This window comes from Variibacter gotjawalensis, from assembly GCF_002355335.1.
GTDB lineage: Bacteria > Pseudomonadota > Alphaproteobacteria > Rhizobiales > Xanthobacteraceae > Variibacter > Variibacter gotjawalensis.
In genome coordinates this window covers 2,547,990-2,573,544 of sequence record NZ_AP014946.1, presented here as the reverse complement: position 1 = coordinate 2,573,544, position 25,555 = coordinate 2,547,990, and the positions used below count along the sequence as shown (strand labels likewise).

Sequence of the window (25,555 nt, the reverse complement as noted above, 5' to 3'; positions counted from 1 at the left end):
TCACGCCGCAAGGGGTTGCTTGACAGACAAGCGGTCACATGTTGGGTATTGATGCCGCTTCAGGCGGCTCCCCGACTCTCTTTGACCTGACCGGCTACTCTCCGTAGCGGCGCAGCGCGTCGAGATCGCGCACCGTGATGCTCTCGCGATCCGCCTCGATCAGCTTCTCGTCCTGCAGCTCGGCGACGCTCTTATTGGTCACCTGCCGCGAGAGCCCGGACAGCAAGCCGATCTCCTCTTGTGTGATGTCGAGCTTGGCGCCGGCGTCCGGATAGAGCGTCGGGTGGAACAGCCACGCGATGGTCCGCGCGAGCCTCGCCTTCCCCTCCAGCGAGCGATCGTATTCGACCAGCGCGATGAATTGGCCGAGCCGCGCGTTGAGCTGCCAGACCAGGAAACGGTTGAACGCGACGCTGTTGTCGAACAGCCAGAGGAAGGTCGCGCGGTTCATCAGCGCCAGCCGCGTGTCGCGCAGCGCAACGAGATCGTATTGCCGCGCCTCGCCCTTGAGGACACTGCCCTCCCCGAACCAGCCACAGGCGCGCATCCCGGCGAGGCTGACGCTCTTACCGGACAGCGAGGCGGTCGAGACCTTCACGAGGCCGGACACGAGACCGGTCCAGTGCTCCATCTCGTCGCCGCGGTGACAAATGTAAGCGCCCCGTTGATAGGTTTTCTCGATAATCCCCGCACGGGCGCGCTCAAACTCGCCGTGTTCGAGGTCGCGCGACCAATATGCGATCCGCCGGAAATGCTCAGCCGTGATCAAAATCCAAAGCCTTTCAGCACGATAGCCTCGAGCCAATGCGCGTCGGCATTGCCACTCTCCGCGCGTCCAAAACTTATCGCATTGAGTTCGCGATCTTAAGGGGCCGTAAAAGTCCTCGGAGGTATAAAACCTCAGGTTGCCGAGCTTTGCTCATCTGAGCCTAGCTTTTTTACTTTCCGTTCATGCCTTGGGGGCACTTCCGTGAGTTCTGAGACCGGAAACATGTTCGTCAACGAACAGGGTGAAGCCGTAGGGCGCATTCTGTCCGTCAAAGGCGCGATCGCAACCGTCGCATTGCCGGAAGGCAACCTCGCCAAGGAGATGGAAGGCCCCGCAACGGTCGGCAAGTTCCTTTCAGTGCATACCCGCGACGCCCACCTGATTGCCTTGGTCTCCTACGTCCGCCGCGAAGACCCGAACCTCGCCCGCGCTTTCGGCCACTATTCGGTCGCCGAAGTCGACATGATGGGCCAGTTCATCGACGACAACGGCGAAATGAAATTCCGCCGCGGCGTCACGCATTACCCGACGATCGGCGATGCGGTGTCGCTGGTGACGCGCGATCAGCTGCGCGTGATCTATGCAGTCAACGGACCGAATATGATCGAGATCGGCAAGCTTCAACAGGACACGGCGGTTTCGGCCTGCGTCAATATTCAAGACATGGTCGGCAAGCACTTTGCGATCCTCGGCACCACCGGTGTCGGCAAGTCGACATCCGTCGCGCTGATCCTCGACCTGATCCTGCAAACGCGGCCGGACCTGCGCATTTTCCTTCTAGACACGCACAACGAGTATGCGCGCTGCTTCAAGGGCCGCGCTTTCTCGATCACACCGCGTAACCTGAAACTTCCGTTCTGGCTCTTCAACTTCGAAGAGTTTGTTGACGTGATTTACGGTGGCCGGCCCGGCCCGGACGAAGGCGTCGACGTCCTCGGTGAGCTGATCCCGCAAGCGAAGGCCGCCTACGCGCAGCAAAAGACTGGCCTCCGCCGCGCCGATACCCGCAACTCCGGCTACACGGTCGACACGCCAGTGCCGTACCGCTTGGCCGATCTCGTCCAGATGATCGACGATCAGATGGGCAAGCTGGAAAACCGCACGTCGCGGATGAAATTCAACCGCTTGATCTCGCGCATCGAGACGGTCCGTAACGATCCTCGCTATCAGTTCATGTTCGAGAACGCGAACGTCGGCGGCGACACGATGGCGGAAACGCTCATGCAGCTGTTCCGCCTGCCGCCGGACGGCATGCCGATGACGATCATGCAGCTCGCCGGCTTCCCTCCGGAAGTGATCGATGCCGTGGTCTCGGTGATGGGCCGCATGGCGTTCGATTTCGGTCTGTGGAGCGATGGCGCAGCACCGGTTCTTTTCGTCTGCGAAGAAGCGCATCGATATGCTTCGGCAGACAAAGCCACCGGTTTCGGCCCGACCCGTAAAGCGCTCTCACGTATCGCCAAGGAAGGCCGCAAATACGGCGTCTATCTCGGCCTCATCACGCAGCGCCCGGCCGAACTCGATCCGACGATCCTGTCTCAGTGCAACACTCTGTTCGCAATGCGTTTGTCGAACGAACGCGACCAAGCGTTTCTACGCGCTGCCGTTTCGGACGCGGGCGCGAACCTGCTGGACTACGTCCCGTCGCTCGGCACTGCCGAGGTGCTGGCGTTTGGCGAAGGCGTCGCGCTGCCGACACGGCTCAAGTTCAATCATCTGCCGGAGCATAAGCGGCCGGCCGGCGAGGCCGACGCCAACAGCAAGGTCGATATGAACGGCAGCCTGCCGATCGATTTCCTCAATGCGGTCATCGAACGCTGGCGCGGCATCGGAAACAGCCAGTCCTCGCAGCGCAGCGGCGCACGCATGGATGATGGATCAGCCGTCGAAGATCCGGCCGAGACATTCGAGATGGTGCGACAGGAATTCAGCAGCCTGCCGACCGGATATCAGGGCTCGCCCCTGCCGGCATCGCCGCCTCTGGTTCCGAGCAACGCGCCAAGCTTGGGTGACCCGGGACGCTTCTCGGTCCGCAAGCCGCTTCCGGCACACGGTGACCCCAGTGAAGCTCAACGCTTCCAGCAGCCGCAACCGCCGGCTCCGCCGCCGCCTTCGGGTCAGCCACAGACCGGCGCCGGCGCACGCGCTGCGTTCAGCCGGTTCATCCCGACGAAGCGATAAGCACGCTTCTTCGCCTAAACTCAGAGCTGGTCATTCCGGTCGCCGGAAAGATCGCGAAGCGATTAACGGCGGACCGGAATCCATAACCCCAGTATCTATCGTGATGTTCGGGATTATGGATCCCGGCCCTCACGGCTCGCATAGCGCGCTACGCGCGCCGCGAGCACGTTCGGGATGACGGCAGAGAATTCTGCCGCCGCCTCGCGCCCTATTCCGCAGCCTTGAGGGCCGGAGCCGGGCCGGCGCGGAACTGCTCGAGCAGCGCGGCCTCCTCCGCCTTCGCGACTTTCACGTTGCGCAGCTTGACGTGGCCGTAGCCGCGGATCTTCTGCGGAATATTCGCAAGGCCGATCGCGAGCGCGCGGTTCTCGGCCGTCAGCTTCCCGACGACTTCGCCGATCAACGCCTCGTAATCGGCGATGAGCTGACGCTCCATTTTGCGCTCTTCGGTCTTGCCGAAGATGTCGAGCGCGCCACCGCGTAAGCCCTTGAACTTCGCGAGGATGCGGAACGCAGACATCATCCACGGACCGAAACTCATCTTCATCGGCTCGCCCGTCGTCGAGTTCTTCTTCGCGAGCATCGGCGGCGCGAGGTGGAATTCGAAGCGCAGATTGTCGCCCGCGAACTGGTTGCGGACCTGCGCGGAGAAACCGGGGTCCGACATCAACCGCGCGACTTCGTACTCATCCTTGTAGGCCATGAGCTTGAAGAGATTCTTCGCGACCGCCTCGGTAAGCGCCGTTTCGCCCGGAGCCTTCGTGCTCTCCGCCGCACGCACCTTGTCGACGAAAGCGCGGAAGCGCTGCGCGTAAGCTGCGTTCTGATAGCCGGTGAGGAATTTCTCGCGACGCGCGAGAAGCTCGTCGAGCGTCTCGGAGATTTTCCGCGAGTCATCGTCGGCGTATTCGGCCTTCGGCGTCGTCAGTGTTTCGACAGCCTTGAAGTCGACCGCAGCGCGGCGGCCCCAACGGAACGCGTTGATGTTCATCTGCACGGCTTCGCCGTTCAGCTTGATCGCTTCCTCGATCGATTCCGCTTCGAGCGGGATCGCGCCGAGCTGATACGCATAGCCGAGCAGAAAGATGTTCGAGCCGATCGAATTGCCGAGCAGACCGACCGCGAGCTTCGACGCATTGATGAAATGCGTGTTGCTCTCGCCCGCCATCGTGGTGATGGCGCGCTTGAGGCGCTCGCTCGGCAGGGAGAAGTCGACATTGCGCGTGAAATCGCCGGGCAGAAACTCCGACGTGTTGACGATCGTGCGCGTTGCGCCGGGCTTCATCGCGCTCAGCACTTTCTTGTTGCCGACAACGACGATGTCGCCGCCGAGCACCAAGTCCGCCATGTCGGCGCCGACGCGGATCGCGTGGATGTCTTCCGGCCGCTCCGCGATGCGGATGTGGCTGTAGACCGCGCCGCCCTTCTGCGCGAGGCCGGCCATGTCGATGATGCCGATGCCCTTGCCTTCGATATGCGACGCCATGCCGATGACAGCGCCGATCGTGACGATGCCGGTGCCGCCGACGCCGGTGACGATCATGTTGTAGGTCGTGCCGATCTTCGGCATCGGCGGGCGCGGCAGATCAGCCGTTTCCGGCTTCTGCGCGATTCCTTCGGCCTTCTTGAGCTGCGCGCCGTGCACGGTCACGAATGACGGGCAGAAGCCCTTCACGCACGAATAGTCCTTGTTGCAGCTCGACTGATCGATCGTGCGCTTGCGGCCGAATTCGGTCTCAAGCGGCTGCACAGACACGCAGTTCGACTTCACGCCGCAGTCGCCGCAGCCTTCGCAGACGAGGTCGTTGATGACGACGCGCTTCTCCGGATCGGGGAACTGACCGCGCTTGCGGCGGCGGCGCTTCTCGGCCGCGCAAGTTTGATCGTAGATCAACACTGTCAGGCCCGGCACATCGGCGAGCGCCGCCTGCACGGTCTGCAGATCGTCGCGATGATGAATCGTGAGACCTTCGGGCCACTTGGTGCCGCTCGGATATTTATCCGGCTCGTCGGTGACGACGCGGATCACCTTCGCGCCTTCGGCGGCAACTTGCGCGGCGATCTGCGGCACCGTGAGGCCGCCTTCGTTGCGCTGGCCGCCGGTCATCGCGACCGCGTCGTTGAACAGGATCTTGTAGGTGATGTTGACGCCCGACGCCGCAGCGGCGCGGATCGCGAGATAGCCCGAGTGGTTGTACGTGCCGTCGCCGAGATTCTGGAAGACGTGATTGCGCGTGGAGAACGGCGCTTCGCCGATCCAATTCGCGCCCTCGCCGCCCATCTGCGTGTAGCCATTGGTCGAGCGATCCATCCACTGCGCCATGAAGTGGCAGCCGATGCCGGCGTAAGCGCGCATGCCTTCCGGTACGACGGTCGACGAATTGTGCGGGCAGCCGGAGCAGAAATACGGCGTGCGGACCGCAACGTCTGTCGTCTGCGCCAGTGCAGCCTGCGCCTTCTTCACGCGCGTGATGTTGGCTTCGATATCCGCGTCGGCGCCGAATTTCAGCAGGCGATCTCCGATCGCGATCGCGATGTCGTTCGGATCGAGCGCGCCCTTTACGGGGAAGAGCCAGTTGCCCTGCTCGTCCTTCTTGCCGACGCAGACCGGCTGCTTGGCGATGCCGTAGAGCTCTTCGCGCACCTGCACTTCGATCAGCGAGCGCTTCTCTTCGACGACCATGATGAGGTCGAGGCCGTCCGCGAAGGCGACGAGTTCGTCGCGCGAGAGCGGCCACGGGCAACCGACCTTGTAGAGACGCAGGCCGAGATCGTTGCAGCGCTTCTCGTCGATGCCGAGTTCGTCTAGCGCCTCGCGCACGTCAAGATAGCTCTTGCCGGTCGTGATGATGCCCATCTTCGGGTTTGGGCCGCCGGTCGTGATCGTCTTGTTGATCTTGTTGGCGCGGATGAACGCGAGCATCGCATCGCGCTTGTAATCGTAGAGGCGCGCTTCCTGCGCGAGGATCGGGTCGTTGAGGCGAATGCCGAGACCGCCTTCCGGCATCGCGAAATCGTCCGGGATGACGATCTTGACGCGGTCGAGCGCGCCGTCGATGACGGCGGTCGATTCCACCGTCTCGTGCATGCATTTGAGCGCCGCCCATACGCCGGCGTAGCGCGACATCGCCCACGCGTAGAGACCGTAGTCGATGATTTCCTGGACGCCGGCCGGATTGAAGATCGGCATCATGACGTCGAGGAAGTGGAATTCGGATTGATGCGCGGTGGTCGAGGATTCGGCCGTGTGATCGTCGCCCATCAGGGCGAGTACACCGCCATGCTTCGAAGTGCCGGCGAAATTGGCGTGGCGGAATACGTCGCCGGTGCGGTCGACGCCCGGTCCTTTGCCGTACCAGATCGAGAAGACGCCATCGTATTTGCCTTCGCCACGCAGCTCGGCCTGCTGCGTGCCCCAGATCGCGGTGGCGGCAAGGTCCTCGTTGAGACCGGTCGCGAACGTCACGTCGTTCGGCGCCAGAATGCTGGCGGCGCGCTGGAATTGCTGATCGAGCCCGCCGAGCGGCGAGCCGCGATAACCCGAGACATATCCAGCGGTGTTGAGCCCGGCCTGACGGTCACGCTCCTTCTGCATCAGGCACATGCGTATGAGCGCCTGATAACCGGTGACGAAGACCCGAGTTTTGGTCAGGTCATATTTGTCGTCGAGCGTGACGTGGTTCTGCGCCATCGTTCGGGCCTCCCGCGGCGGCGACGCCGTCTTTAGAGCTCAGCGTTTCCCGGATTCGGTCGATCCGCAAGTCACATATGGGGACGCATTCGACCTATTCCAAAATTGAGAATAGGTCAGCATTGCTGACATTTCAAGCATTGATTGTGGAAAGCTTCAAAACTCTCGCTTGCGGTGGCTTTAGTTGGCTCGTCATGGCCCGGCTTGTCCGGGCCATCCACGTCTTAGCTAAGTCAGCGAGAAAGTAAGACGTGGATGGCCCGCATGAAGCGGGCCATGACGGAGGCTAAGAACTTCACGCGATGGTGTCGAGCACCGCGAAGTAATGGCAAGTCGCCGCAAGCAGCACGAAGCCGTGCCAGATCGCGGTATGGAAGCGCAGCGACTTCCAGACATAGAAGACGACGCCGACCGTGTAGAGCATTCCGCCGAGCGCGAGCAGCACGAGCGTCGACGCCGGAAACACCGACATCACGTCGCGCACGATCACCACCCCGCTCCAGCCGAGTGCAAGATAAAGGACGATCGACACACGATCGAAGCGGCCCGGCAGAGCGAATTTGAACGTGATGCCGACAGCGGCGATCAGCCAAATGACCACCAGCAGCGCGATCGCCATGCGATCTTGGCGCAGTTGAAGCACGAAGGGCGTGTAGGTGCCGGCAATCAGGAGATAAATCGCGGCGTGATCGAAGCGGCGCAGAATCCACTTCAACGGCGAGACGGGCCACAGATTATAGGCTGCCGAGAACGCGAAGCCGGTGACCAGAGCGATACCGTAGGTCAGGGCCGAAACCAGATCGACGATGTGGGCGGAGCGCAGCGCGACGACCGTCAACACGATGGCGCCCGTTATGCAGAGACCCAGACCAACGATGTGGACGACGCCGTCGGCAATTTGCTCGGCGCGGTCGCGGCGCCAAGTCATCCGCAGCGGGCGGCCGTCAATATCCGTCACTCAACATCCCCTCAGCCGGCCGGTAAGCCGCTGCTTTATGACTACCACGAGATCGACGCCGAAAGTGTGACGCCGGCTTTTAGCCGGCGCCTCAATTTATCGCACGTATTTCTCGATGATCGCGATGTTGCGGATGTTGGCCTTGAACACGACGTCGAACAGATCGCCCAGCACCGGTACCGCGCCGACGACGCCGTCGATCGCAACGTTGCCGATCATGCGCATCAGCGCATAGCGTGGGACGCCCAGCTTCCAGGCCTCGTAGACGATGTAGCCGGCAAGCGCTGTGGTCACAGCATCGCCGACGCCCGGAGCAAGGCCGATCACGGCGTCCGCGCCGACGCGGAAGCCGCCCGGTAGGCGCACAGCCGTGTCGAGCAGCGTCGCAAGCTTGCGCAGGCGCGCGAGCTTGGCGAGACGGTCAGTGCCGCCTGCGGCCTGGTAGGTTCCTGCGAAACCGGTCGCCATTCTGGTCTCCCTCGGGATGGGCTCATGAGCCCAGACAACGCGTTGGCTAAATGGGAGGTTTCACGGAGAGTTCAAGTCGCAATGTCGCGCCGCGGTACCGCGCTGCTTTTTTCATCGACTGAAACGCCGAGGATGCGTGCTTGACGCCACCCGCTTGGTGCGCTGTGAAGCATTCAAGAAAAGAGGAAACGCGAATGCCCACGATGCGGATCGGCGATACGCCGGCCTATTTCGCCGGTCTTAACCCGGACGCCCCTGCCCTGACGGACGCCAATGGCACGATCACGCGCGCGGAATTCGACCGCCGCACAAATCGCCTCGCCCGCGCCTATCAGGCGCTCGGCGTCGTCGAGGGCGATTACGTCACGATCGGTCTGCCAAACACCTCCGAATTCATGGAAGCCACGATGGCAACCTGGAAGCTCGGCGCGACGCCGCAGCCGGTCTCGCACAAGCTGCCGGCGCGCGAACTGCAGCAGATCGTCGAGATCGCCAATTCGCGCATCGCGCTCGGCTTTGCGGAGAATATTCTGCCCGGCCGCAAAACCGTGCCGGCCAATCTCGACACGTCGGCGTATTCGGATGCGCCGTTCGACGTCGGGTTTGTGAAGTATTTGAAGGCGCCGACATCCGGCGGCAGCACGGGGCGGCCGAAGCTCATCGTCTCGACGGCGATCGGCGAACTCGATCCCGCCGCCGGCTGGCGCATGCTTGAGTCGGAAGAGACGCATCTCGTCGCCGCGCCGTTCTATCACAACGCACCGTTCTACTTCGCCTCGATGGCGATGGCGCTCGGCAGCCATCTCCTCATCGAACCGAAATTCGATGCCGAGCGGACGCTCGCGCTGATCGACAAGCACAAGGTGAAATTCGCTTGGCTCGTGCCGACGATGCTGCAACGGATTCTTCGCCTCGATGAGGACGTGCGTAAACGTTACGATCTTTCGTCGCTGCGCATGGTGCTGTGCGGCGGCGCGCCGCTCGCGCAGTGGATCAAGGATGCATGGACCGACTGGATCGGTCCCGATCACATGTGGGAGCTTTACGGCGGCACCGAAGCGACCGGCACGACGCTCATGAACGGGCACGAGGCGAAGGAGCGGCGCGGCTCCGTCGGCAAGCTGCAGCCCGGCGCGGAGATGAAAGTCGTCGGCGAGGACGGTCGTGATCTCCCGCTCGGCGAGACCGGAGAAATCTACATGCGGCGCACCGAGGGCGATCCGACCTATTTCTATCTCGGCGCCGTGCCGAAGACGCTGCCGGGCGGCTGGGAGTCGATCGGCGATGTCGGCTACATCGACGCCGACAACTACATCTATCTCGCCGACCGCCTCACCGACATGATCGTGTCGGGCGGCGCGAATATCTATCCGGCCGAGATCGAGAACGCACTGCAGGAACATCCGCATGTGCAGACAAGCGTGATCGTCGGCCTGCCCCATCCGGACCTTGGGCACGCCGCGCATGCGATCATCCACGCGACACAGTCGGTGACGCAGGATGAGCTGATCGCCCATCTCGCCGAGCGGCTGGTGCGTTACAAAATTCCGCGCACATTCGAGTTCGTCAACGAGCCGCTGCGCGATGATTCCGGCAAGGTGCGCCGCACGCAGCTACGCGCCGAGCGCGTCGCGAAGATGGAGACGAGCGCAGCGCGCTAGGCCTTCGTCAGCGGCTCCCACGCCGCCAGCGCGGCGGATGCCATGCGGTCGAGGTCTTTGGCCTTCGCGCCGTCGCGCGCCTGGATCGACATGCCCTGCTGCACGCCTTGGTAAAAGCGCGCGATCGCTTCGCGGTTGATCGACTTCGGAAGTTCACCCTCCGCGATACCGCGCGCGAGGCGTTGCTTGAGGAGCGACAACACCGAACCTCGGCGCTCTGCGACCAACTCGCCCAGCGGCGCACAGCCTTCGGAGCCTGCGGCCGATAGCGTCACCATACATCCGGCCGGATGTTTCGAGCCCGGAAGATTTTTCGCGGAGCGGCGCAGATAAATCTCGAAAGCCTCGCGCGCGGTCGGCGCAGAATCGAACGTCGCCCAGATCGCGGGACCGCAGACCTTCTCGTAGCGCGCGATCGCTTCCTCGTAGAGACGTTCCTTCGATCCGAACGCCGCATAGAGGCTTGGCGACGCCACATGCATCGCGCTGCAGAGGTCGGCCATGGATGTCGCCGAATACCCCTTTTCCCAAAACAACAGCATGGCGGCATCAAGTGCCGCATCCCGGTCAAATTGGCGCGGACGCCCGCGAGTCATGTCGGCCACCCGATTTCTGTGACATTCGATAAATAATTCCCTGGACGTCTCGGCGCAAGCGCTCATTTATGTATCGATCACTACACAAAAAGGATTTTGATCATGTCTGATCTTTCGGGAAAACGCGCGCTGGTGACCGGCGGCAGCCGTGGTATCGGCGCGGCCATTGCGCAATCGCTGGCGAAAGCCGGTGCGGAGGTCGCTATCACGTATGCGGGTTCGGCCGACAAAGCCGAGGCTGTCGTGAAGGCCATCAAAGCCAGCGGCCGCAAAGGCGTCGCCATCAAGGCCGATAGCGCCGACGCGGCTCAAATCGAGCGCGGCGTGAAGTCCGCCGTCGAGGCGCTCGGCGGCCTCGATATTCTGGTCAACAACGCGGGCATCGCGCGCGCCGGCGAGGTCGAGACGATCAGCATCGAGGACATCGACGCACTGCTCGCCGTCAACGTGCGCGGCGTCGTGCTGGCGAGCCGCGCCGCCATCCCGCATCTCGGCAAAGGCGGCCGCATCGTTTCTATCGGCAGCAATCTCGCAGAGCGCGTCCCCTTCCCGGGCCTGACGATCTACTCCATGACCAAATCCGCGCTGCTGTCGTTCACGCGCGGGCTTGCGCGCGAACTCGGGCCGCGCGGCATCACGGTCAACATGGTCAATCCGGGCTCGACCGACACCGACATGAACCCGGCGGACGGCGAGATGGCGGCGGCGCAGCTCGCGCACAATGCGCTCGGCCATTTCGGCACGCCAGACGACATCGCCAATATGGTGACGTATCTCGCCGGCCCGCAGGCCAAGCAGATCACCGGTGCGGCCTTCCTGGTCGACGGCGGCTTCAACGCCTGACGAGCGCTCGTGCTCGGCGCGTCACCGCGCGCTGAGCACGCTCGGCAGCCAGAGGCTGAAGATCGGGAACATCGTCAGCAACAGCAGCACGACGATCTGTAGCCCGAGCATCGCCCAGAGTTCTTTGTTGAGTTCGCCGAGCGATATCTTCGCCACCATCGCGGTGACGAATAACAATCCGCCTACGGGCGGCGTTATCATCCCGATCGTGAGATTCACGATCACGACGATCGCGAAATGCAACGGGTCGATGCCGAGCGCGGCCGCCATCGGCGCGAGGATCGGCACCAGCACCATCACGCCCGGCAGCGGCTCGATGAAGATGCCGAACAGCAGCAGGAACACGTTGACGAGCAGCAGGAAGGTGATCGGATCGAGCCCCAGCGAGCCGATCCACAACGCCATGCCCTGCGGCACCCGCATCACGGTGAGCACCCAGGCGAACGCCGCCGACATGCCGACGATGAGCAGCACCGACGCGGTGAGCAGCGCGGAGCGCGCGAGAATTGTCGGCAGCATGCTCCAGGTGAGCGTACCGTAGACATACATGCCGACGATCAGCGCATAGAACACCGCGAAGACCGATGCCTCGGTCGGCGTGAAGACGCCGCCGTGAATGCCGCCGACGATGAGTACCGGCAGGAACAGTGCCGGCAGCGCGCGCCACGTCGTACGCAGCATCTCGTCGAGCGGCGGCCGCTGGCCTTCGCCCTTGAAGTTGCGGCGGCGCGAGGCCCACCAGTTGTAGCCGATCAGCGAGCCCGAGATCATCAGGCCCGGAATGATGCCGGCAACAAACAGTTTCAGCACCGAGACGCTCTCGTCCTGCAGCGCGTAGATGATCATGATGATCGACGGCGGGATGATCGGGCCGACGACCGCGGTCGATGCGGTGAGTGCCGCCGCATACGGCGCCGGATATCCGGATTGCCGCATCATGCGGATCAGGATTGCGCCCGGCCCGGCCGCATCCGCGATCGCGGAACCGGAGATGCCGGAAAAGAACGTCAGCGTCAGGATGTTCGTGTAACCGAGCCCGCCGCGCTTGTGGCCGACGAACATCGCGGCGAAACGGAGCAGCACGGTCGCGAGCGCGCCGCCGGTCATCAGTTCAGCGGCAAGCAGAAAGAACGGCATCGCCATCAACGGAAACGAGTCGATTCCGGTGAACAGCTTCTGCGCCAGCGAAAGCGGAGGCAGTCCTTGATAGAGCATAGCCACCATGGTCGCGGCGCCGATCGAGAATGCGACCGGAACACCCAGCGCGAGCAGCAGGATCAATCCGCCGAACAAGATCGCTGTCGTCATAGCGAGCCCGCCTGTGTGAGGTCGGCGTCCGGCGTCTCTTGGTATTTGCCGTCGATCACGAGGCCGCGCGCCACCGCGAAGATGTGCCAGAGCGCGAGCGCGAAGCCGAGCGGCACGGACGCCGCGATGTAGCTGAACGGAATTTCGGTGACGGGCGTCGATTGCACGGAAGTGCGGTCCGCGTAGATCGCGCCGTACCACGCCATCGCGGCGCAGAACGCGATGACGATGGCGACCGAGATCGCGCGCAGGATCGTCGCGGCGCGATCCGGCACTGCCTTCTGCAGCGAGTCGACGCCGATGTGCCCGCCGTAGCGGTAGACAAGGCCGAGCCCGAGGAAGGTGAGATAGCACATCAGATAACGCGCCACCTCCTCGGCCCAGACGAGCGAGTCCGTCGTGAGGTAACGCATGCAGACGTTGACGAAGACGATCACCGACATCGCGGCAAGCACCACGATGAGGAAGAGCCGGTTCGCCGCGACGACGATGCGGTCGATACGTTGAAGCATGGGTATTCCCAGAACTCCGCTCATGCCCGCGAAAGCGGGCATCCAGTTTCGCACGCGGTAGCGTGCCAAAACCTGCAGATCGTGCGCGTGCTACCGCACGCGGGCTGGACCCCCGCTTTCGCGGGGGTGAGCGGAGAGGTTTCGACGTGGAGGCTACTTATACGTCCGGATCTTCTCGATCTTGTCGGCGCCGAACTTCTTTGCGTATTCGGCAAAGGCCGGTGCGAGCACGGTCTGGAACTTCGCCGTGTCGACTTCCTCGACGACCTGGAAGCCGGCGGCCTTCAAATCCTCGACGCCCTTCTTCTCGACATCGTCGATGTGCTTGCGCATCGCGGCGGCCGCGACCTTGCCGGCCTCCTGGAAAGCCTTCTTATCGTCGGCCGACAATGCGTCGAACGTGCGCTTGGAAATCAGGATCAGCGCCGGCGAGTAAACATGGCGCGACAGCGTGAGATGCTTCTGCACTTCGGAGAGCTTCGCGCTGACGATGACGGAGAGCGGGTTTTCCTGCCCGTCGATCGTGCCCTGCTGCAAGCCGCCGATCACTTCCGGCCAAGCCATCGGGGTCGGGCTGGCGCCGAGCGTACGGAAGGCCGTCATGTGCACCTGGTTTTCCATGGTGCGGATCTTGAGGCCCTTGAGGTCCTCGGGCTGCTTCACGGGGCGCTTGTTGTTGGTGAGGTGGCGGAAGCCTTGCTCACCCCAGCCGAGCGCCACGAGACCCTTTGCCGGGAAACGCGCCAGGATGTCTTGGCCGATTGGGCTGTCGAGCACGGCGCGGGCGTGCGCAGTGTCGCGGAACAGGAACGGGATATCCGTGATCGCGACTTCCGGCACGAAGTTGCCGACCGGGCCGCTCGACGTGATGACCATTTCGAGATTGCCGAGCTGCAGGCTCTCGATCATCTCCCGCTCGCCGCCGAGGGCATTCGCCGGGAATTGCTCGGCCTTGTAGCGGCCGTTGGTCAGCTTCGCGATCTCCTCGCCGAACACGCGTCCGGCGGTGCCGTAGTGTGAGTTCGGCGGCAACGTATAGCCGATTTTAATTGTGCTTTGAGCCGAAGCGACGCCCGCAAACGCGGTCATCAGCAGCGCAGCCGTAAGGGTCGCGATACGCATTAGTCCTCCCGTTTTGTTGCAGGGCACATGCGGCGAGCCCGGAGGGGTTGTCAATTCGGAAAAGCGCTGCCGTGCAGGCCGATCAACCTCTTGCGCAGCGCGGGAGATTTGCCGCGGCGCAGCACAGAAACACCTGATGTTAATGACGATTTCCCTTTTAAACCGCGCGCAGAGGCGTAAGCTTTTTTGCAACGATGAAGGGGAGTGAACAATGCTGTACCCGATTCTCGTTGGTTTCCTGGCGCTCGGTGGCGTCGCGGTCCTCATGTGCCTGACCGGAGCATGCTGCCGTGAACACAAGCGGCAGCCGCCGGCTCTGATCGAGCCGCCGGACCATAAGGTCGCGTAAGGCAGCTTTGCGCTCGATTGTCTGGGGCTGCGGCAGACACTCCGGACGATGCGCGAAGGTTTGAACTGAACGCAGCGCTGAGCTGCCTTCCCTGTCGCTCGGCGCTTTTGTAAGCTTGCCTCCAAGCGGAGACTTGGCGGTATGGCAAATCACAAAGACGATCACGGCCACCATCATCACGATCATGATCACCACCACGATCACGATCATGACCACGGCTCGGAGCTGTCCGAGATGCAACTGCGCACGCGCGCGCTCGAAAGCATCCTGACCGAGAAGGGCTACATCGATCCAAAAGCGCTCGACGAAATCATCGAGGCTTACGAGACGAAGATCGGCCCGCACAACGGCGCCCAGGTCGTCGCCAAAGCCTGGACGGACCCGGACTTCAAGAAGGCGCTCCTGCAGGACGGCAGCAAAGCCATCGCGACGCTTGGCCACTTCAGCCGCGTCGGCGACCATCTTGTCGTCGTCGAGAATACGCCCGAGCGGCACAACATGGTCGTCTGCACGCTGTGCTCCTGCTACCCGTGGGAGCTGCTTGGCCTGCCGCCGGTTTGGTACAAGGCTTCACCCTATCGTTCCCGCGCCGTAAAGGACCCGCGCGGCGTGCTCTCAGATTTCGGCGTTTCGGTGCCGAAGGACATCGAGATCCGTGTCTGGGATTCAACTGCCGAAACGCGTTTCTTGGTTCTGCCCGAACGTCCCGCCGGCACAGAAGGCTGGAACGAGGAGCAACTCGCCGAGCTCGTCACGCGCGACTCGATGATCGGCACCGGCTTCGCCAAGACGCCAGGGGCTCCCTCGTGAACGGCGTGCACGACATGGGCGGCATGGACGGCTTCGGCAAAGTCGTGGCCGAGGACAACGAGCCAATGTTCCACGAAGAGTGGGAAGGCCGTGTGCTTGCAATGGTGCGTGCGCTCGGCGCATCGGGTGCGTTCAACATCGACACCTCGCGCTTCTATCGCGAGACGCTGCCGCCGCATGTCTATCTCTCATCGTCCTATTACAAGAAATGGCTGCTCGGCCTTGAAGCGCTGATGATCGACAAAGGCTATCTCGGCGCCGACGAGGTTCGGGAGGGCAAGCCGCTGCGTCCGGCGAAGGATTTGAAGCACGGCACCTTCCGCCCAACCGACGTCGAACGCGTGATGATCCGTGGAGCGTTCGAGCGCGCTGCTCCTGCCATGGCGCGCTTTGCGCCCGGCGATCGCGTGCGCACGAAGAACATTCATCCGGCGACCCACACGCGCCTGCCGCGCTACGCGCGCGACCGCGTCGGCGTGGTCGAACTCGTGCACGGTTGCCACGTTTATCCGGACACCGCCGCGAACGAGCAAGGCGAACAGCCGCAGTGGCTGTACACGGTGAAGTTCGCCGGCACGGAGCTGTGGGGCGCCGACGCGGACCCGACCGTCACGGTGTCGATCGACGCATTCGAGCCTTACCTGGAGCCGGCCTAGCACTGAGCTGGTCGTCCCGGTCGAGCGCTAGCGCCTTTTTGCGCGCGGCGCGAGGGCCGGGACCCATAATCCAGGACGTCTCGATATTCCGCACTGGCAACCAATGCATTTCGTACGCAATGATGGTGATTATGGATTCCGGCCCTAGCGATTTGCTTAGCGCGCTCTGCGCGCCGCAAGTTTCTCTCGGCCGGAATGACCAGCGTATTGATTGTTTAGATTGCGATGAAGGAAACTCTTTTCTACGTCTATATCCTCGCCAGTGGAAAGCATGGAACGCTTTACATCGGAGTGACGAACGATCTCATCCGGCGCGTGTACGAGCACAAGCAGAAATGCGTTGCTGGTTTCACGAAAGACTACAACGTCACTCAATTAGTCTACTTCGAAACTTTCAACGATCCGGTCTCGGCGATTTCGCGAGAGAAACAGCTGAAGAAATGGAAGCGAGATTGGAAGATCAATCTCGTGAAGGCGCCAACCCAAACTGGGTTGATCTGTATGAAACTCTAACGTGAGGACAGTGATTATGGATTCCGGCACTCGCTCTCAGGCCGCTTCGCGGCCATCGCTCGGCCGGAATGACCAGCTCAGTGCAATGACAACAGCCGTACCCTCCATCCCATGCGACGCCGAAGGGCCGGTGTTTCGCGAGCCGTGGGAAGCGCAAGCTTTCGCGATGGCGTTGATGCTGCATCAGCGTGGCGTCTTCACGTGGCCCGAATGGGCCGCGACGCTGAGCGACGAAATCAAACGCGCGCAAGCCGGCGGCGATCCGGATACCGGAGAGACTTACTATCGCCACTGGATGGCGACGCTCGAGCGTCTCGTCACCGAGAAAAACGTGACGGATACGAAGGCGCTCTCGCGCTATCGCGATGCGTGGGATCATGCTGCGGATCGCACGCCGCACGGCGAGCCGATCGAACTCATCCCCAGCGATTTTCAACACCACGATTAACACCGCGTGGAATTAACGTTGAGCATCCGCGCGATCGTGCGGAGGTTCGCGCTTCGGTCTCACTTCGTACGCGCGAGACGACTCGAACTTTAAAACGAGAACGCGTGTTTCGAATGTCGCGGCAAGATTGAGTTAGCGTTCTGGGCAGCGCGGTGCAGGCGATCAAAAGTACCGTAGCCTGGATGGAGCGTGGCAACGCCACGCGAAATCCAGGGCTGACGCTCGCTGCTCCCGGATTTCGCAACGGCTTCGCCGTTGCTTCATCCGGGCTACGACAAACGTCTACGCCATGCCGAGGCGTTCGCTTGCGATGTAGCCCATCAGCAACAACACGCCGAAGGCGAGGATCACGACGGCGGCGGCGAATTCGACACCGCGCACCGCGAGCGAGCCGTAACCGCCCTGCCCGCTGGCGAGTTTGGCCGCGAGCGCTTTCGCACTGACGGCGAGCGTCGCGATGGCCGCGACGGTAATTGCGGTGCCGAGGCCCATGACGAACGTCGCGGCTGCACCAATCCAGAACAACCCCTGCGCCAGCGCGAACACGAGAACGAGGATCGCGCCAGAGCACGGCCGTAAACCGACCGAGAAGATCGCCGTCAGGCCGCGCTTCCAGCCCCCTGGGCCGGCAAGCTGATCCGGCGTCGGGCCGTGGTTGTGGCCACAGTGCTCGTCGTGGACATGATCGTGCGTGCACTGCGCGTGATCGTGATGCGCATGGGAGTGATTGTGATGATCGTGATGTCCATGATCGTGCTTGTGGCCGTGGTCGTGCGCATGGCTGTGGTGTGCGTGATCGTGGTGATGATGATCGTGCGCATGATCATGGTGATGATGCGCGTGCCCAGCGACCGCGAGAGCAGGCGCCGGCTGCGGAGCCAGGCTGCGCAGCGAGGCGAGCAGTCCGCGCCCCTTGGTCCAGACGAGCCGCGCGCCGATCAGCGCGATTAGCGCATAGCTGATCACTTCGATCCAATAGACCGTGGTCTGCATCGCGCGGCTCGTGGCGCCGAGCAGAGCCACCGCGACACCGACGATGGCGACCGCCACCGCTGCCTGCATGAAGGCCGAAGCAAACGACAGAACGACGCCGCGCCACCACGTCTCGTCGTTGGCGACGATGTAGGACGAGATCACCGCCTTACCGTGACCGGGACCGGCCGCGTGGAAGATGCCGTAAAGGAACGACAAGCCGAGCAGCGTCCAGGCCGCGCTGCCGTCCTGCTTCGACGCGCGAATGAGGCCGGAGAACTGTTTGTAGAACTCGCCCTGCTTGGCGAGAATCCAGCCGACGATACCATCCGGTGGTTGTGGCGATGGAGTGGTCGAGCGTGGCGCACCGAACGGATTCTGCTGCGCCAATGCCGGATCAATGACCAGGGCAATGACCGCGACCACAAGCGTTGCAACCGCGGCGTCACGCCATGCGTTCGAGCGAAGAAGCATCGGGAATTCCTTTAGGGGCACGTCACCATTACGCGATTAATGAAGGACGCGCCTTGCACGCCGTCGGGCGGCGTCTGAAATGGCGTCTCGGTGAATTTTCCGGACGCATCCTTCGGCGGCGGCCGCGAAAGCTTACAATTTTGCGGCGCCCCAACAAGCGACACGGGGTTGCCGTCCGCGAAGGAAAAATCGACGAAGAAGGTCTGATCGTACATTTCGAGTTCGAGCGCCTTCGCCTTCTGCGCCTGTTCGAACGGCAGCGTGAAATGCAGCGTCAGCGCGCTGTCCTTCCAATCGAGGTAATAGTCGATCGGTGCTTTGAACGTCGCCTTCTTGCCGTCTGCAGTCGCCGCCGTGAAGAAATCGAAGTCCTTCAACGACGTGACGTTGACCTCGGCGAGCGGCGCCAGCTCCTCGCGTGTGAGGCCCTTCTTGGTGTCCATGCCTTGCGTCGCGAAGGTCGAGAACATCTCGTCGAAAGTCCAGTGGTGCTTGATCGCGGTTGCGCTGCCATCCGGCGCATAGACGACCTCACTGGTCGCCTTCACCCAAACGTGAGGATGCGCATGAGCCGCCGTCGCCGCGCCGAGAGCCAGGCACAGAGCCACCGCAGCGCGCAAAGCATTTATGAACATAGAGCTTTCCGGTTTCTTCGGACGCCAAATCACCGGCGACCATAGCACGGAGTCTGGCGGAAACGAGGCTCCTCGGCGAGTGGCAGCTAGACCCCAGCCGCCCCGCCATCCGCCCGCGGATCGTGCGCACCTTCCAGCATCCCGCTCGGATGCAGAACGACGCCGCCGGCATGGCCCATGGTGTCCGAATATTCCTCGTTCAGCACATCGACATCGTGCCCGGCTGAACGCAATGCATCCACGAGACGATCCGGGAAACGCGCCTCCAACCGGAGGTTGGTGACAGTCGAGCCCCACGTGCGGCCAAGCAGCCAGCGCGGCGCGGCAATCGCCTCGCCGAGCGGCTGGCGGAACTGCACGTGGCGCGTGAACACCATCGCCTGCGTCTGCGGCTGGCCTTCGCCGCCCATCGTGCCGTAGCTCATCACGCGCCCATCTTTCAGCGCAGCCATCGCCGGATTGAGCGTGTGGAAGGGTCGGCGGCCGGGTTCGAGCGGGTTCACGGCCTTGCGGTCGAGCGAGAAGCTCGCGCCGCGGTTCTGCATCAGCACGCCGGTCTTCGGCAGCACGCAACCTGAGCCGAACTCCCAGTAGATCGACTGGATGTACGAGACGACGAGACCGGAGGCGTCGGCCGCGCCCATCCAGATCGTGTCGCCGTCCTTCGGCTTGTGCGGCCACGGCAGCGCGCGGGCGCGATCGATCTTCTTCGCTTCGGCGTCGAGGAAATCCGCTGTCAGGAACTGCTCGGGCGGGAACGGCAGCCGATCGAAGTCGGTGACGTACCGATCGCGCACGATGAAGGCGCGCTTTGTCGCCTCGACGAGGCCATGCACATAGTCGAATCCTTCGGCCTCGCGCACGCCGAGCCGGTCGAACAACGCGAGGATGATGAGCGACGCTAAGCCCTGCGTCGGCGGCGGCTGATTGTAGATCGTGCCGTGAGAAGTCGCGACCTGCACGGGCTCGCGCAGCACGGCGCGATATTTTTCGAGGTCAGCACGCGTCACCGGGCTGCCGATACGATCAAGGTCGGCGGCGATCTCACGGCCGACATCGCCGCGATAGAAATCGTCGAGGCCCGCGCTCGTCAGATGTTCAAGCGTTGCGGCGAGCGCAGCCTGCTTGAGGGTGGTGCCCTGTTTCGGCGGCTTGCCGTCGACGAGGAATGCCTCGGCAAAACCCGGCGCATCCTTCGTCTCGGCAAATTTCTCGGTGGTGAGCGCTTCCTGACTGCGCGTCACGACGTAGCCGTCGCGCGCGTGGCGGATCGCATCGCCGAGCAGAACGTCGAGCGGCAACTTGCCACCGGACGCTTTCGCGATCTCGTTCGCCATTGCCCAGCCGCCGAGCGCGCCCGGCACTGTCAGCGCCGCGAGCGGGCCGCGGGCCGGGATCGTCTCGTAGTCGCGATAGGTTTCGAGGCGCGCGTTGGCGCCGGCAAAGCCGCAAGCCTCGATGGCGCGCACGCGACCGTTGCGTTCGCGGATCAGCCAGAAGCCGTCGCCGCCGATGTGGTTCATGTGCGGGTAGACGGCCGCGATCGTCGCCGCCATTGCGATCATCGCCTCGACCGCGTTGCCGCCTTCGGCAAGGACGGCGCGCCCGGCCTCGCAGGCGGCCGCATGCGGCGCGCAAACTACGCCACCACGGTGGCCGGACGTGTGCTGTTCGACAGTCATTCTCGCCCCTTTGAGGAAAGGGCGTGCCTTATCGGAACCACGCGCGCGAGTCTATGTTGCGGCGCAAGCTCAAAGACTCAGTCATCCTCGACGCCGCCGGAGGCGGCGGTCGGGGATCCATAACCCCAGCGTTAAATGAACGTCAGGGATTATGGATTCCGGGCTCGCTTTGCTTGCTCCGCAAGCGACGCGCCCCGGAAAGACCAGCTCTGAGTTTATGCCGCGACGCTGAGACCTCGCTTCTTCAATACGCCATCGACCTTCGGCATCGAACCGCGGAACATCAGATAGGCCTCGGCGGGGTCACGCTTGTTGCCGGCCGAATAGATGAAGTCGTGCAGCTTCTTCGCGGTCTCGGGATCGAAGATGTCGCCCTTCTCCTTGAAGGCCGCGAAGGCGTCCGCATCCAGCATCTCAGACCACATATAGCTGTAATAAGCGGCCGCGTAGCCGCTGCCCGAGAAGATGTGCTGAAAGTGCGGCGGCCGATGCCGCATGATCATCTCTTTCGGCATGTCGATTTCGGCCAGCGTTTCGCGCTCGAAGGCCGCGACGTCGATGTTCTTGGCCGGCTTCGAATGGAAGTCGAGATCGACAATCGCAGACGAGAGATATTCGACGGTCGCGAAGCCTTGATCGAAGTTTCGCGCCGCGAGCACGCGATCGAGCAGCTCCTTCGGCATCGGCTTGCCGGTCTCGGCATGCACGGCGAATCTGCCGAGGATCTCAGTCGTCTCCAGCCAGTGCTCGTAAAGCTGCGACGGAAGCTCGACGAAGTCGGTCGCGACCGCCGTGCCGGAGAGCAGCGGATATTCGACGTCCGACAACAAGCCATGCAGACCGTGGCCGAATTCGTGAAACAACGTGCGCGCATCGTCGTAGCTCAGCAGCGATGGCGCGCCATCGTCGGCCTTCGAGAAGTTCATCACGTTGATGATGATCGGCGTCGAACGATCGAGCCGATATTGATCGCGGAGCGAGGTCATCCACGCGCCGCTGCGCTTCGACGGGCGCGCGAAATAATCGCCGATGAAGACACCGACGTGACGCCCGGCCTTGTCGGTGACTTCCCAGGCGCGCGCATCGGGGTGATACAGCTTGGCGTCGTCGAGCAGCTTGAACGACAAACCGAACAATTTGGTCGCCGTGTAGAAAGCCGCCTCGATGATCTTCTCGAGCTGCAGATATGGCTTCACCTCGGCGGTATCGATCGCGTAGCGCGCCTTGCGCAGCTTCTCGGCGTAGTAGCGCCAATCCCACGGCTCGATCTCGATGTTGAGACCTTCGCTCTGCGCGATCTCGCGCAAGCCATCGCGGTCGCGCATCGCGGTCGCGCGGGCGGCAGGCCATACGGCTTCGAGCATGTCGCGCGCGGCCTTCGGTGTCTTCGCCATCGCGTCGGAAAGTCGATACTCGGCGTGATCCTTATAGCCGAGCAGCTTCGCGCGCTCCTCGCGCAACGCGACCGTCTCGGCGATCAACGCCTTGTTGTCGGTCTCGCCGTTATTGTCGCCGCGATGCGCCCAGGCGCGCCACGCCGTCTCGCGCAGATCGCGGCGATCGGAGAATGTCAGGAACGGCTCGATCGACGAGCGTGACAGCGTGACGAGATATTTGCCGGGCTGTTTGTGTTCATCACCTGCTGCTGCCGCCGAGCTGACGGCGAAGTCCGGGAGACCCGCGAGATCGCGTTTCGGATCGAGTTCGAGCGTGTAGCCCTTTTCGTCCGCCAATACGTTCTGACCAAACTGCGTGCCCATCAACGCAAGACGTTCGCTGATCGCGACAAGGCGCGCCCGTGCGCCGGCATCCAGCGCCGCGCCCTCGCGGATGAACGCGAGATGATAGCGCTCAAGCACGCGCAGCTGTTCGGCCGAAAGGCCGAGCTGATCGCGCGCGGAGTTGAGCGCATCGACGCGCGCGTAAAGCGTTGAATCGAGATAGAGCTCGCTGTAGTGCCGCGCGAGCAGCGGCGAGATTTCGAGATCGACCTCTTCGAGCGCGTCGCTGGTGTGCGCGCCGGTCAACACATAGAACACCGCCGAGACACGGCCGAGCGGCTCGAAGCTGAGTTCAAAAGCTTCGATCGTATTCTTAAAGCTCGGCGCTTCGGCATTCTCCGCAATCGCCTTCAGCTTCTCGCGATGCTCGCCAAGCACGCGATCGAAGGCCGGGCGGAAATGTTCCGGCTTGATGGCATCGAACGGCGGCAGGCCGAAAGCGGTGGTCCAGGTGCTGTCAAAGGGGTTCATGCAAACTCGCTCGAATAAGGTTCCGCGATAGATAAGCCCCTTCAACACCAATTTGAAGCCTTCACGGGGTCATTCCGGGGCGCGCTGCGCTCTTTGTTCGCGAAGCGAATAACGCAGTAGCGAGTCCGGAATCCATACTCCTCGGTATTGCGAGAGATCGTTCGACCGGGGATTATGGATTCTGGCTCGCGCGCGTTGCTTCGCAACCAGCGCTTGGCCGGGATGACGGTAGAGGTTGCCGTGCACTCCGAAGGCTCAACAAACAAGGAAAAACTATGCGCATTGCGGTCGGCGGCTTCCTTCACGAAACCAACACGTTCGTCGAACCGCTGACGACATGGGACGATTTCGCGCGCGGCGGCGCGTTCCCGCCCGCTACCGAAGGCGCGGACATCTTCAAAGTGTTCCGCGGCATCAATCTCGCGATCGCTCATTTTATGGAGAGCGCCGAGAAGCAGGGGCACACAATGGTGCCGCTGATCTGGAGCTGCGCGCAGCCCTCCGGCTACGTCACGAACGAAGCCTTCGAGCATACCGCGGCGCGGCTCGAAGCCGGCCTCGCGCGCGAGAAAGTCGACGCCGTGTTCCTTGAGCTGCACGGCGCGATGGTGACGCAAACGCATAACGACGGCGAAGTCGCGCTGCTGCGCCGCGTGCGCGCGGCCGTCGGGCCGAATGTGCCAATCCTGATCTCGCTCGATCTGCACGCCAATCTCGATCCGGAGATCGTCGAACTCGCGGACTTCATTTCGTCCTACCAAACCTATCCGCATATCGACTGGGGCGCGTCCGGCGGCCGCTGCGCCGAATGGCTGCAGCGTGTACTCAACGGCAAGGTCACGGCGCGCGCGTTCCGCAATTTCCCTTATCTGATCCCGGTGACGACCGGCTGCACTTACGTTGAGCCGTCGATGGGGCTCTACGAACTCCTGAAGCAGATCAACCGCGACGATCCGCGCGTGCATCTCTCGCTCAACATGGGCTTCCCGCCGGCCGACATTCCGTATGTCGGCCCGAGCATCACGTGCTACGGCACCGATCAGGCTGCGGTCGATGCCGCCGCCGACAAGCTGCATGCCGCCGTGCTTGCGGCCGAAAAGGGCTTTGCGAGCCATCGTCCGTTGCCGGTCGCGGACGCCGTGACAGAAGCAATGCGGATCGCCGCGAACGGCGCGTCGAAGCCCGTCGTCATGGCAGACACGCAAGACAATTCCGGTGCCGGCGGTCCGTCGAACACGACCGGGCTGATCGTCGAGCTGCTGCGCCAAGGCGCACAGAAGGCGGTGCTCGGCCTCGTCCACGACCCCAAAGCCGCCGCGGCGGCGCATGCTAAAGGCGTCGGCGCCGTGCTCGACAAAGTGGGCGGTGGGCTCAAAGGTCCGGGCCAAGAGCCAGCGCCGGGTCCGTGGAGGGTCGAAGCGTTGAGTGACGGCAAATTCACCGGCACCTCGCCGATGCTGCGTTCGGTCATCACCAATATGGGGCCGACCGCCCTGCTCTCGCAGGACGGCGTCAAAGTGCTGGTCGGCTCGATCCGCCAGCAGCCGATCCACCGCGAGGTGTTCACGCATATCGGCATCGATCTGATGGATTGCGCGATCGTCGCGGTGAAAAGCTCCGCGCATTTCCGTTCGGGCTATCAGGAGATCGCCGAGAAGGTGATCGTCACACTTGCGCCCGGCGTGAATATCGAAGACCCGGCGAGCTTCGCGTTCACGAAAATCCGCCCGGGCGTGCGGCTTAGGCCGGAGGCCTAACTTCCCCGATACGTCGAATAACTCCACGGCGTCGCCACAAGCGGCACGTGGTAGCGCCCTTCCGGCGCGTCGATGCCGAAGCGGAGGACGACGTCGTCGAGAAACGGCTGGTCCGGCAGTTTGACGCCGCGCGTGCGGAAGTAGTCGCCGATCTCGAACAGCAGTTCGTATTGTCCCGCTCGCAACGGGCCGCCGTGCAGCAGCGGCTCGTCGGTGCGCCCGTTGTCGTTCGTGCGCGTGACTTTGAGCGCCGTGCGCTCACCTTCGCGGCCGATCTCGAACAGCGTGATCGCAACATCGCCGGCCGGCTGGCCGTGATAGCTGTCGAGCACGTGCGTCGAGAGATGCCCGGCGACGTCCGGCATGCCCGGGCCGGTGACTGCGTCGGCGAGGCGCAGCCGAGTGATGTAGCCGATCTCGCCGAGCGCAGCGTTCAGCTCGGCCGTGCGATCGTTGCCAATGCGGCGAACGAAATCCGCGATCACGGCGACGCGGGTCTTGCGCCGCACGCAGACGATGAACGGGAATCCGAATTTCTCCGTGTAGGCCGTATTGAGACGCAGCATCTCGTCGTAATCGGCGTCGCTCAAACGATCGAGGCCAAGCCCCGCCTGCTCCGATTTCGACGCCTCCGCGATATCGCCGGCGCGCGCGGCTTTGCCGGCGAGGTCCGGGTGGCCGCGGAGAAACCCGATTTGCGTCTCCGCCGGGCTGGCGCGCACCGCGTTGATCATTGCGGCGTGCAATGCCGTGACGGTCGCGAACGGTCGCTGCGACGTGACCGCTTCGGCGACCCACGGCGCATGCTCGAAGATTTCGCCGAGCGCTGCGACGAATTCGGGCGCAGGCGCAGCGTTGAGGTGATCGAGGGAGATCGGCATTGGGGATTTCTAATCTT

The 25,555-nt window shown here is 63.0% G+C and carries 21 protein-coding genes and 1 pseudogene; 8 read left to right on the top strand and 14 right to left on the bottom strand.

From position 1 onward, the window contains the following. Nucleotides 1-94: 94 nt before the first annotated feature. Nucleotides 95-769 carry a Crp/Fnr family transcriptional regulator gene (locus GJW30_RS12445; RefSeq protein ID WP_096355773.1) on the bottom strand — a complete coding sequence of 225 codons (675 nt, stop codon included), beginning with the start codon at nt 767-769 and terminating at the stop codon, nt 95-97. A 222-nt stretch (nt 770-991) separates the two neighbouring features. Between GJW30_RS12445 and GJW30_RS12440 the strand changes: the two genes are divergently transcribed. Further along, a complete protein-coding gene (locus GJW30_RS12440) occupies nt 992-2,950 on the top strand; it encodes an ATP-binding protein (RefSeq protein ID WP_096355771.1) in 1,959 nt (652 codons plus the stop codon). Between the two features lie 208 nt (nt 2,951-3,158). Here GJW30_RS12440 and GJW30_RS12435 read toward each other — a convergent pair whose 3' ends face one another. The 3 genes from GJW30_RS12435 to GJW30_RS12425 all read right to left on the bottom strand — a co-directional run bounded on the left by GJW30_RS12435 (nt 3,159) and on the right by GJW30_RS12425 (nt 8,067). Next, entirely contained in the window at nt 3,159-6,641 is a 3,483-nt protein-coding gene (locus GJW30_RS12435; RefSeq protein ID WP_096355769.1) for an indolepyruvate ferredoxin oxidoreductase family protein, read from the bottom strand. A 295-nt stretch (nt 6,642-6,936) separates the two neighbouring features. Then, on the bottom strand, nt 6,937-7,599 hold the full coding sequence (gene trhA, locus GJW30_RS12430) for a PAQR family membrane homeostasis protein TrhA (protein WP_245408500.1): 663 nt from the start codon (nt 7,597-7,599) through the stop codon (nt 6,937-6,939). Between the two features lie 96 nt (nt 7,600-7,695). Beyond that, a complete protein-coding gene (locus GJW30_RS12425; protein WP_096355767.1) occupies nt 7,696-8,067 on the bottom strand; it encodes a DUF4112 domain-containing protein in 372 nt (123 codons plus the stop codon). Nucleotides 8,068-8,261: 194 nt separating this feature from the next. Between GJW30_RS12425 and GJW30_RS12420 the strand changes: the two genes are divergently transcribed. Then, entirely contained in the window at nt 8,262-9,728 is a 1,467-nt protein-coding gene (locus GJW30_RS12420; RefSeq protein WP_096355765.1) for an AMP-binding protein, read from the top strand. Here the strand turns inward: GJW30_RS12420 and GJW30_RS12415 are convergent. Beyond that, nucleotides 9,725-10,231 (bottom strand): TetR/AcrR family transcriptional regulator, encoded by a 507-nt coding sequence (locus GJW30_RS12415; RefSeq protein ID WP_347337716.1) that lies wholly within the window; start codon nt 10,229-10,231, stop codon nt 9,725-9,727. The genes GJW30_RS12420 and GJW30_RS12415 overlap by 4 nt on opposite strands. A gap of 195 nt (nt 10,232-10,426) precedes the next feature. On the opposite strand from GJW30_RS12415, the gene GJW30_RS12410 reads away from it, so the two are divergent. Then, complete coding sequence (locus tag GJW30_RS12410; protein WP_096355761.1) at nt 10,427-11,167, top strand: SDR family NAD(P)-dependent oxidoreductase; 741 nt, start codon at nt 10,427-10,429, stop codon at nt 11,165-11,167. Nucleotides 11,168-11,188: 21 nt separating this feature from the next. Here GJW30_RS12410 and GJW30_RS12405 read toward each other — a convergent pair whose 3' ends face one another. The 4 genes from GJW30_RS12405 to GJW30_RS22835 all read right to left on the bottom strand — a co-directional run bounded on the left by GJW30_RS12405 (nt 11,189) and on the right by GJW30_RS22835 (nt 14,668). Next, nucleotides 11,189-12,475 (bottom strand): TRAP transporter large permease, encoded by a 1,287-nt coding sequence (locus tag GJW30_RS12405; RefSeq protein ID WP_096355759.1) that lies wholly within the window; start codon nt 12,473-12,475, stop codon nt 11,189-11,191. Continuing rightward, nucleotides 12,472-12,987, bottom strand: coding sequence for a TRAP transporter small permease (locus GJW30_RS12400; protein ID WP_157746751.1), 516 nt, complete (start codon nt 12,985-12,987; stop codon nt 12,472-12,474). The genes GJW30_RS12405 and GJW30_RS12400 overlap by 4 nt, the downstream gene beginning before the upstream one ends. 153 nt (nt 12,988-13,140) lie before the next feature. Continuing rightward, nucleotides 13,141-14,109, bottom strand: a complete 969-nt coding sequence (locus tag GJW30_RS12395) for a TRAP transporter substrate-binding protein (RefSeq protein WP_096355755.1) — start codon at nt 14,107-14,109, stop codon at nt 13,141-13,143. Nucleotides 14,110-14,266: 157 nt separating this feature from the next. Further along, a complete protein-coding gene (locus GJW30_RS22835; RefSeq protein WP_165391566.1) occupies nt 14,267-14,668 on the bottom strand; it encodes a hypothetical protein in 402 nt (133 codons plus the stop codon). Here GJW30_RS22835 and nthA point away from each other — a divergent pair. From nthA to GJW30_RS12375, 4 genes and pseudogenes are all read left to right on the top strand, one after another. Beyond that, entirely contained in the window at nt 14,600-15,268 is a 669-nt protein-coding gene (gene nthA, locus GJW30_RS12390; RefSeq protein WP_096355753.1) for a nitrile hydratase subunit alpha, read from the top strand. The two genes, GJW30_RS22835 and nthA, sit on opposite strands and share 69 nt — an antisense overlap. Next, nucleotides 15,265-15,924, top strand: coding sequence for a nitrile hydratase subunit beta (gene nthB / locus GJW30_RS12385; RefSeq protein ID WP_096355751.1), 660 nt, complete (start codon nt 15,265-15,267; stop codon nt 15,922-15,924). The genes nthA and nthB overlap by 4 nt, the downstream gene beginning before the upstream one ends. Before the next feature lie 225 nt (nt 15,925-16,149). Beyond that, nucleotides 16,150-16,442, top strand: a pseudogene (locus GJW30_RS12380) (GIY-YIG nuclease family protein). An 80-nt stretch (nt 16,443-16,522) separates the two neighbouring features. Then, complete coding sequence (locus tag GJW30_RS12375) at nt 16,523-16,885, top strand: nitrile hydratase accessory protein (RefSeq protein ID WP_245408499.1); 363 nt, start codon at nt 16,523-16,525, stop codon at nt 16,883-16,885. 282 nt (nt 16,886-17,167) lie between these two features. Here the strand turns inward: GJW30_RS12375 and GJW30_RS12370 are convergent, their stop codons facing one another. The 4 genes from GJW30_RS12370 to GJW30_RS12355 all read right to left on the bottom strand — a co-directional run bounded on the left by GJW30_RS12370 (nt 17,168) and on the right by GJW30_RS12355 (nt 22,900). Next, nucleotides 17,168-18,331: a nickel/cobalt transporter gene (locus tag GJW30_RS12370; RefSeq protein WP_096355747.1), complete on the bottom strand. Its 1,164-nt coding sequence runs from the start codon at nt 18,329-18,331 to the stop codon at nt 17,168-17,170. 11 nt (nt 18,332-18,342) lie between these two features. Beyond that, nucleotides 18,343-18,966, bottom strand: coding sequence for a DUF1007 family protein (locus tag GJW30_RS12365; protein ID WP_096355745.1), 624 nt, complete (start codon nt 18,964-18,966; stop codon nt 18,343-18,345). An 86-nt stretch (nt 18,967-19,052) separates the two neighbouring features. Continuing rightward, a complete protein-coding gene (locus tag GJW30_RS12360; RefSeq protein ID WP_096355743.1) occupies nt 19,053-20,648 on the bottom strand; it encodes a gamma-glutamyltransferase family protein in 1,596 nt (531 codons plus the stop codon). Between the two features lie 215 nt (nt 20,649-20,863). Continuing rightward, a complete protein-coding gene (locus GJW30_RS12355) occupies nt 20,864-22,900 on the bottom strand; it encodes a M3 family metallopeptidase (RefSeq protein ID WP_096355741.1) in 2,037 nt (678 codons plus the stop codon). A 275-nt stretch (nt 22,901-23,175) separates the two neighbouring features. Between GJW30_RS12355 and GJW30_RS12350 the strand changes: the two genes are divergently transcribed. Continuing rightward, entirely contained in the window at nt 23,176-24,657 is a 1,482-nt protein-coding gene (locus GJW30_RS12350) for a M81 family metallopeptidase (protein WP_096355739.1), read from the top strand. On the opposite strand, the gene uraD is transcribed toward GJW30_RS12350, so the two are convergent. Further along, nucleotides 24,654-25,538 (bottom strand): 2-oxo-4-hydroxy-4-carboxy-5-ureidoimidazoline decarboxylase, encoded by an 885-nt coding sequence (gene uraD / locus GJW30_RS12345; protein ID WP_096355737.1) that lies wholly within the window; start codon nt 25,536-25,538, stop codon nt 24,654-24,656. The two genes, GJW30_RS12350 and uraD, sit on opposite strands and share 4 nt — an antisense overlap. Between the last annotated feature and the right edge of the window lie 17 nt (nt 25,539-25,555).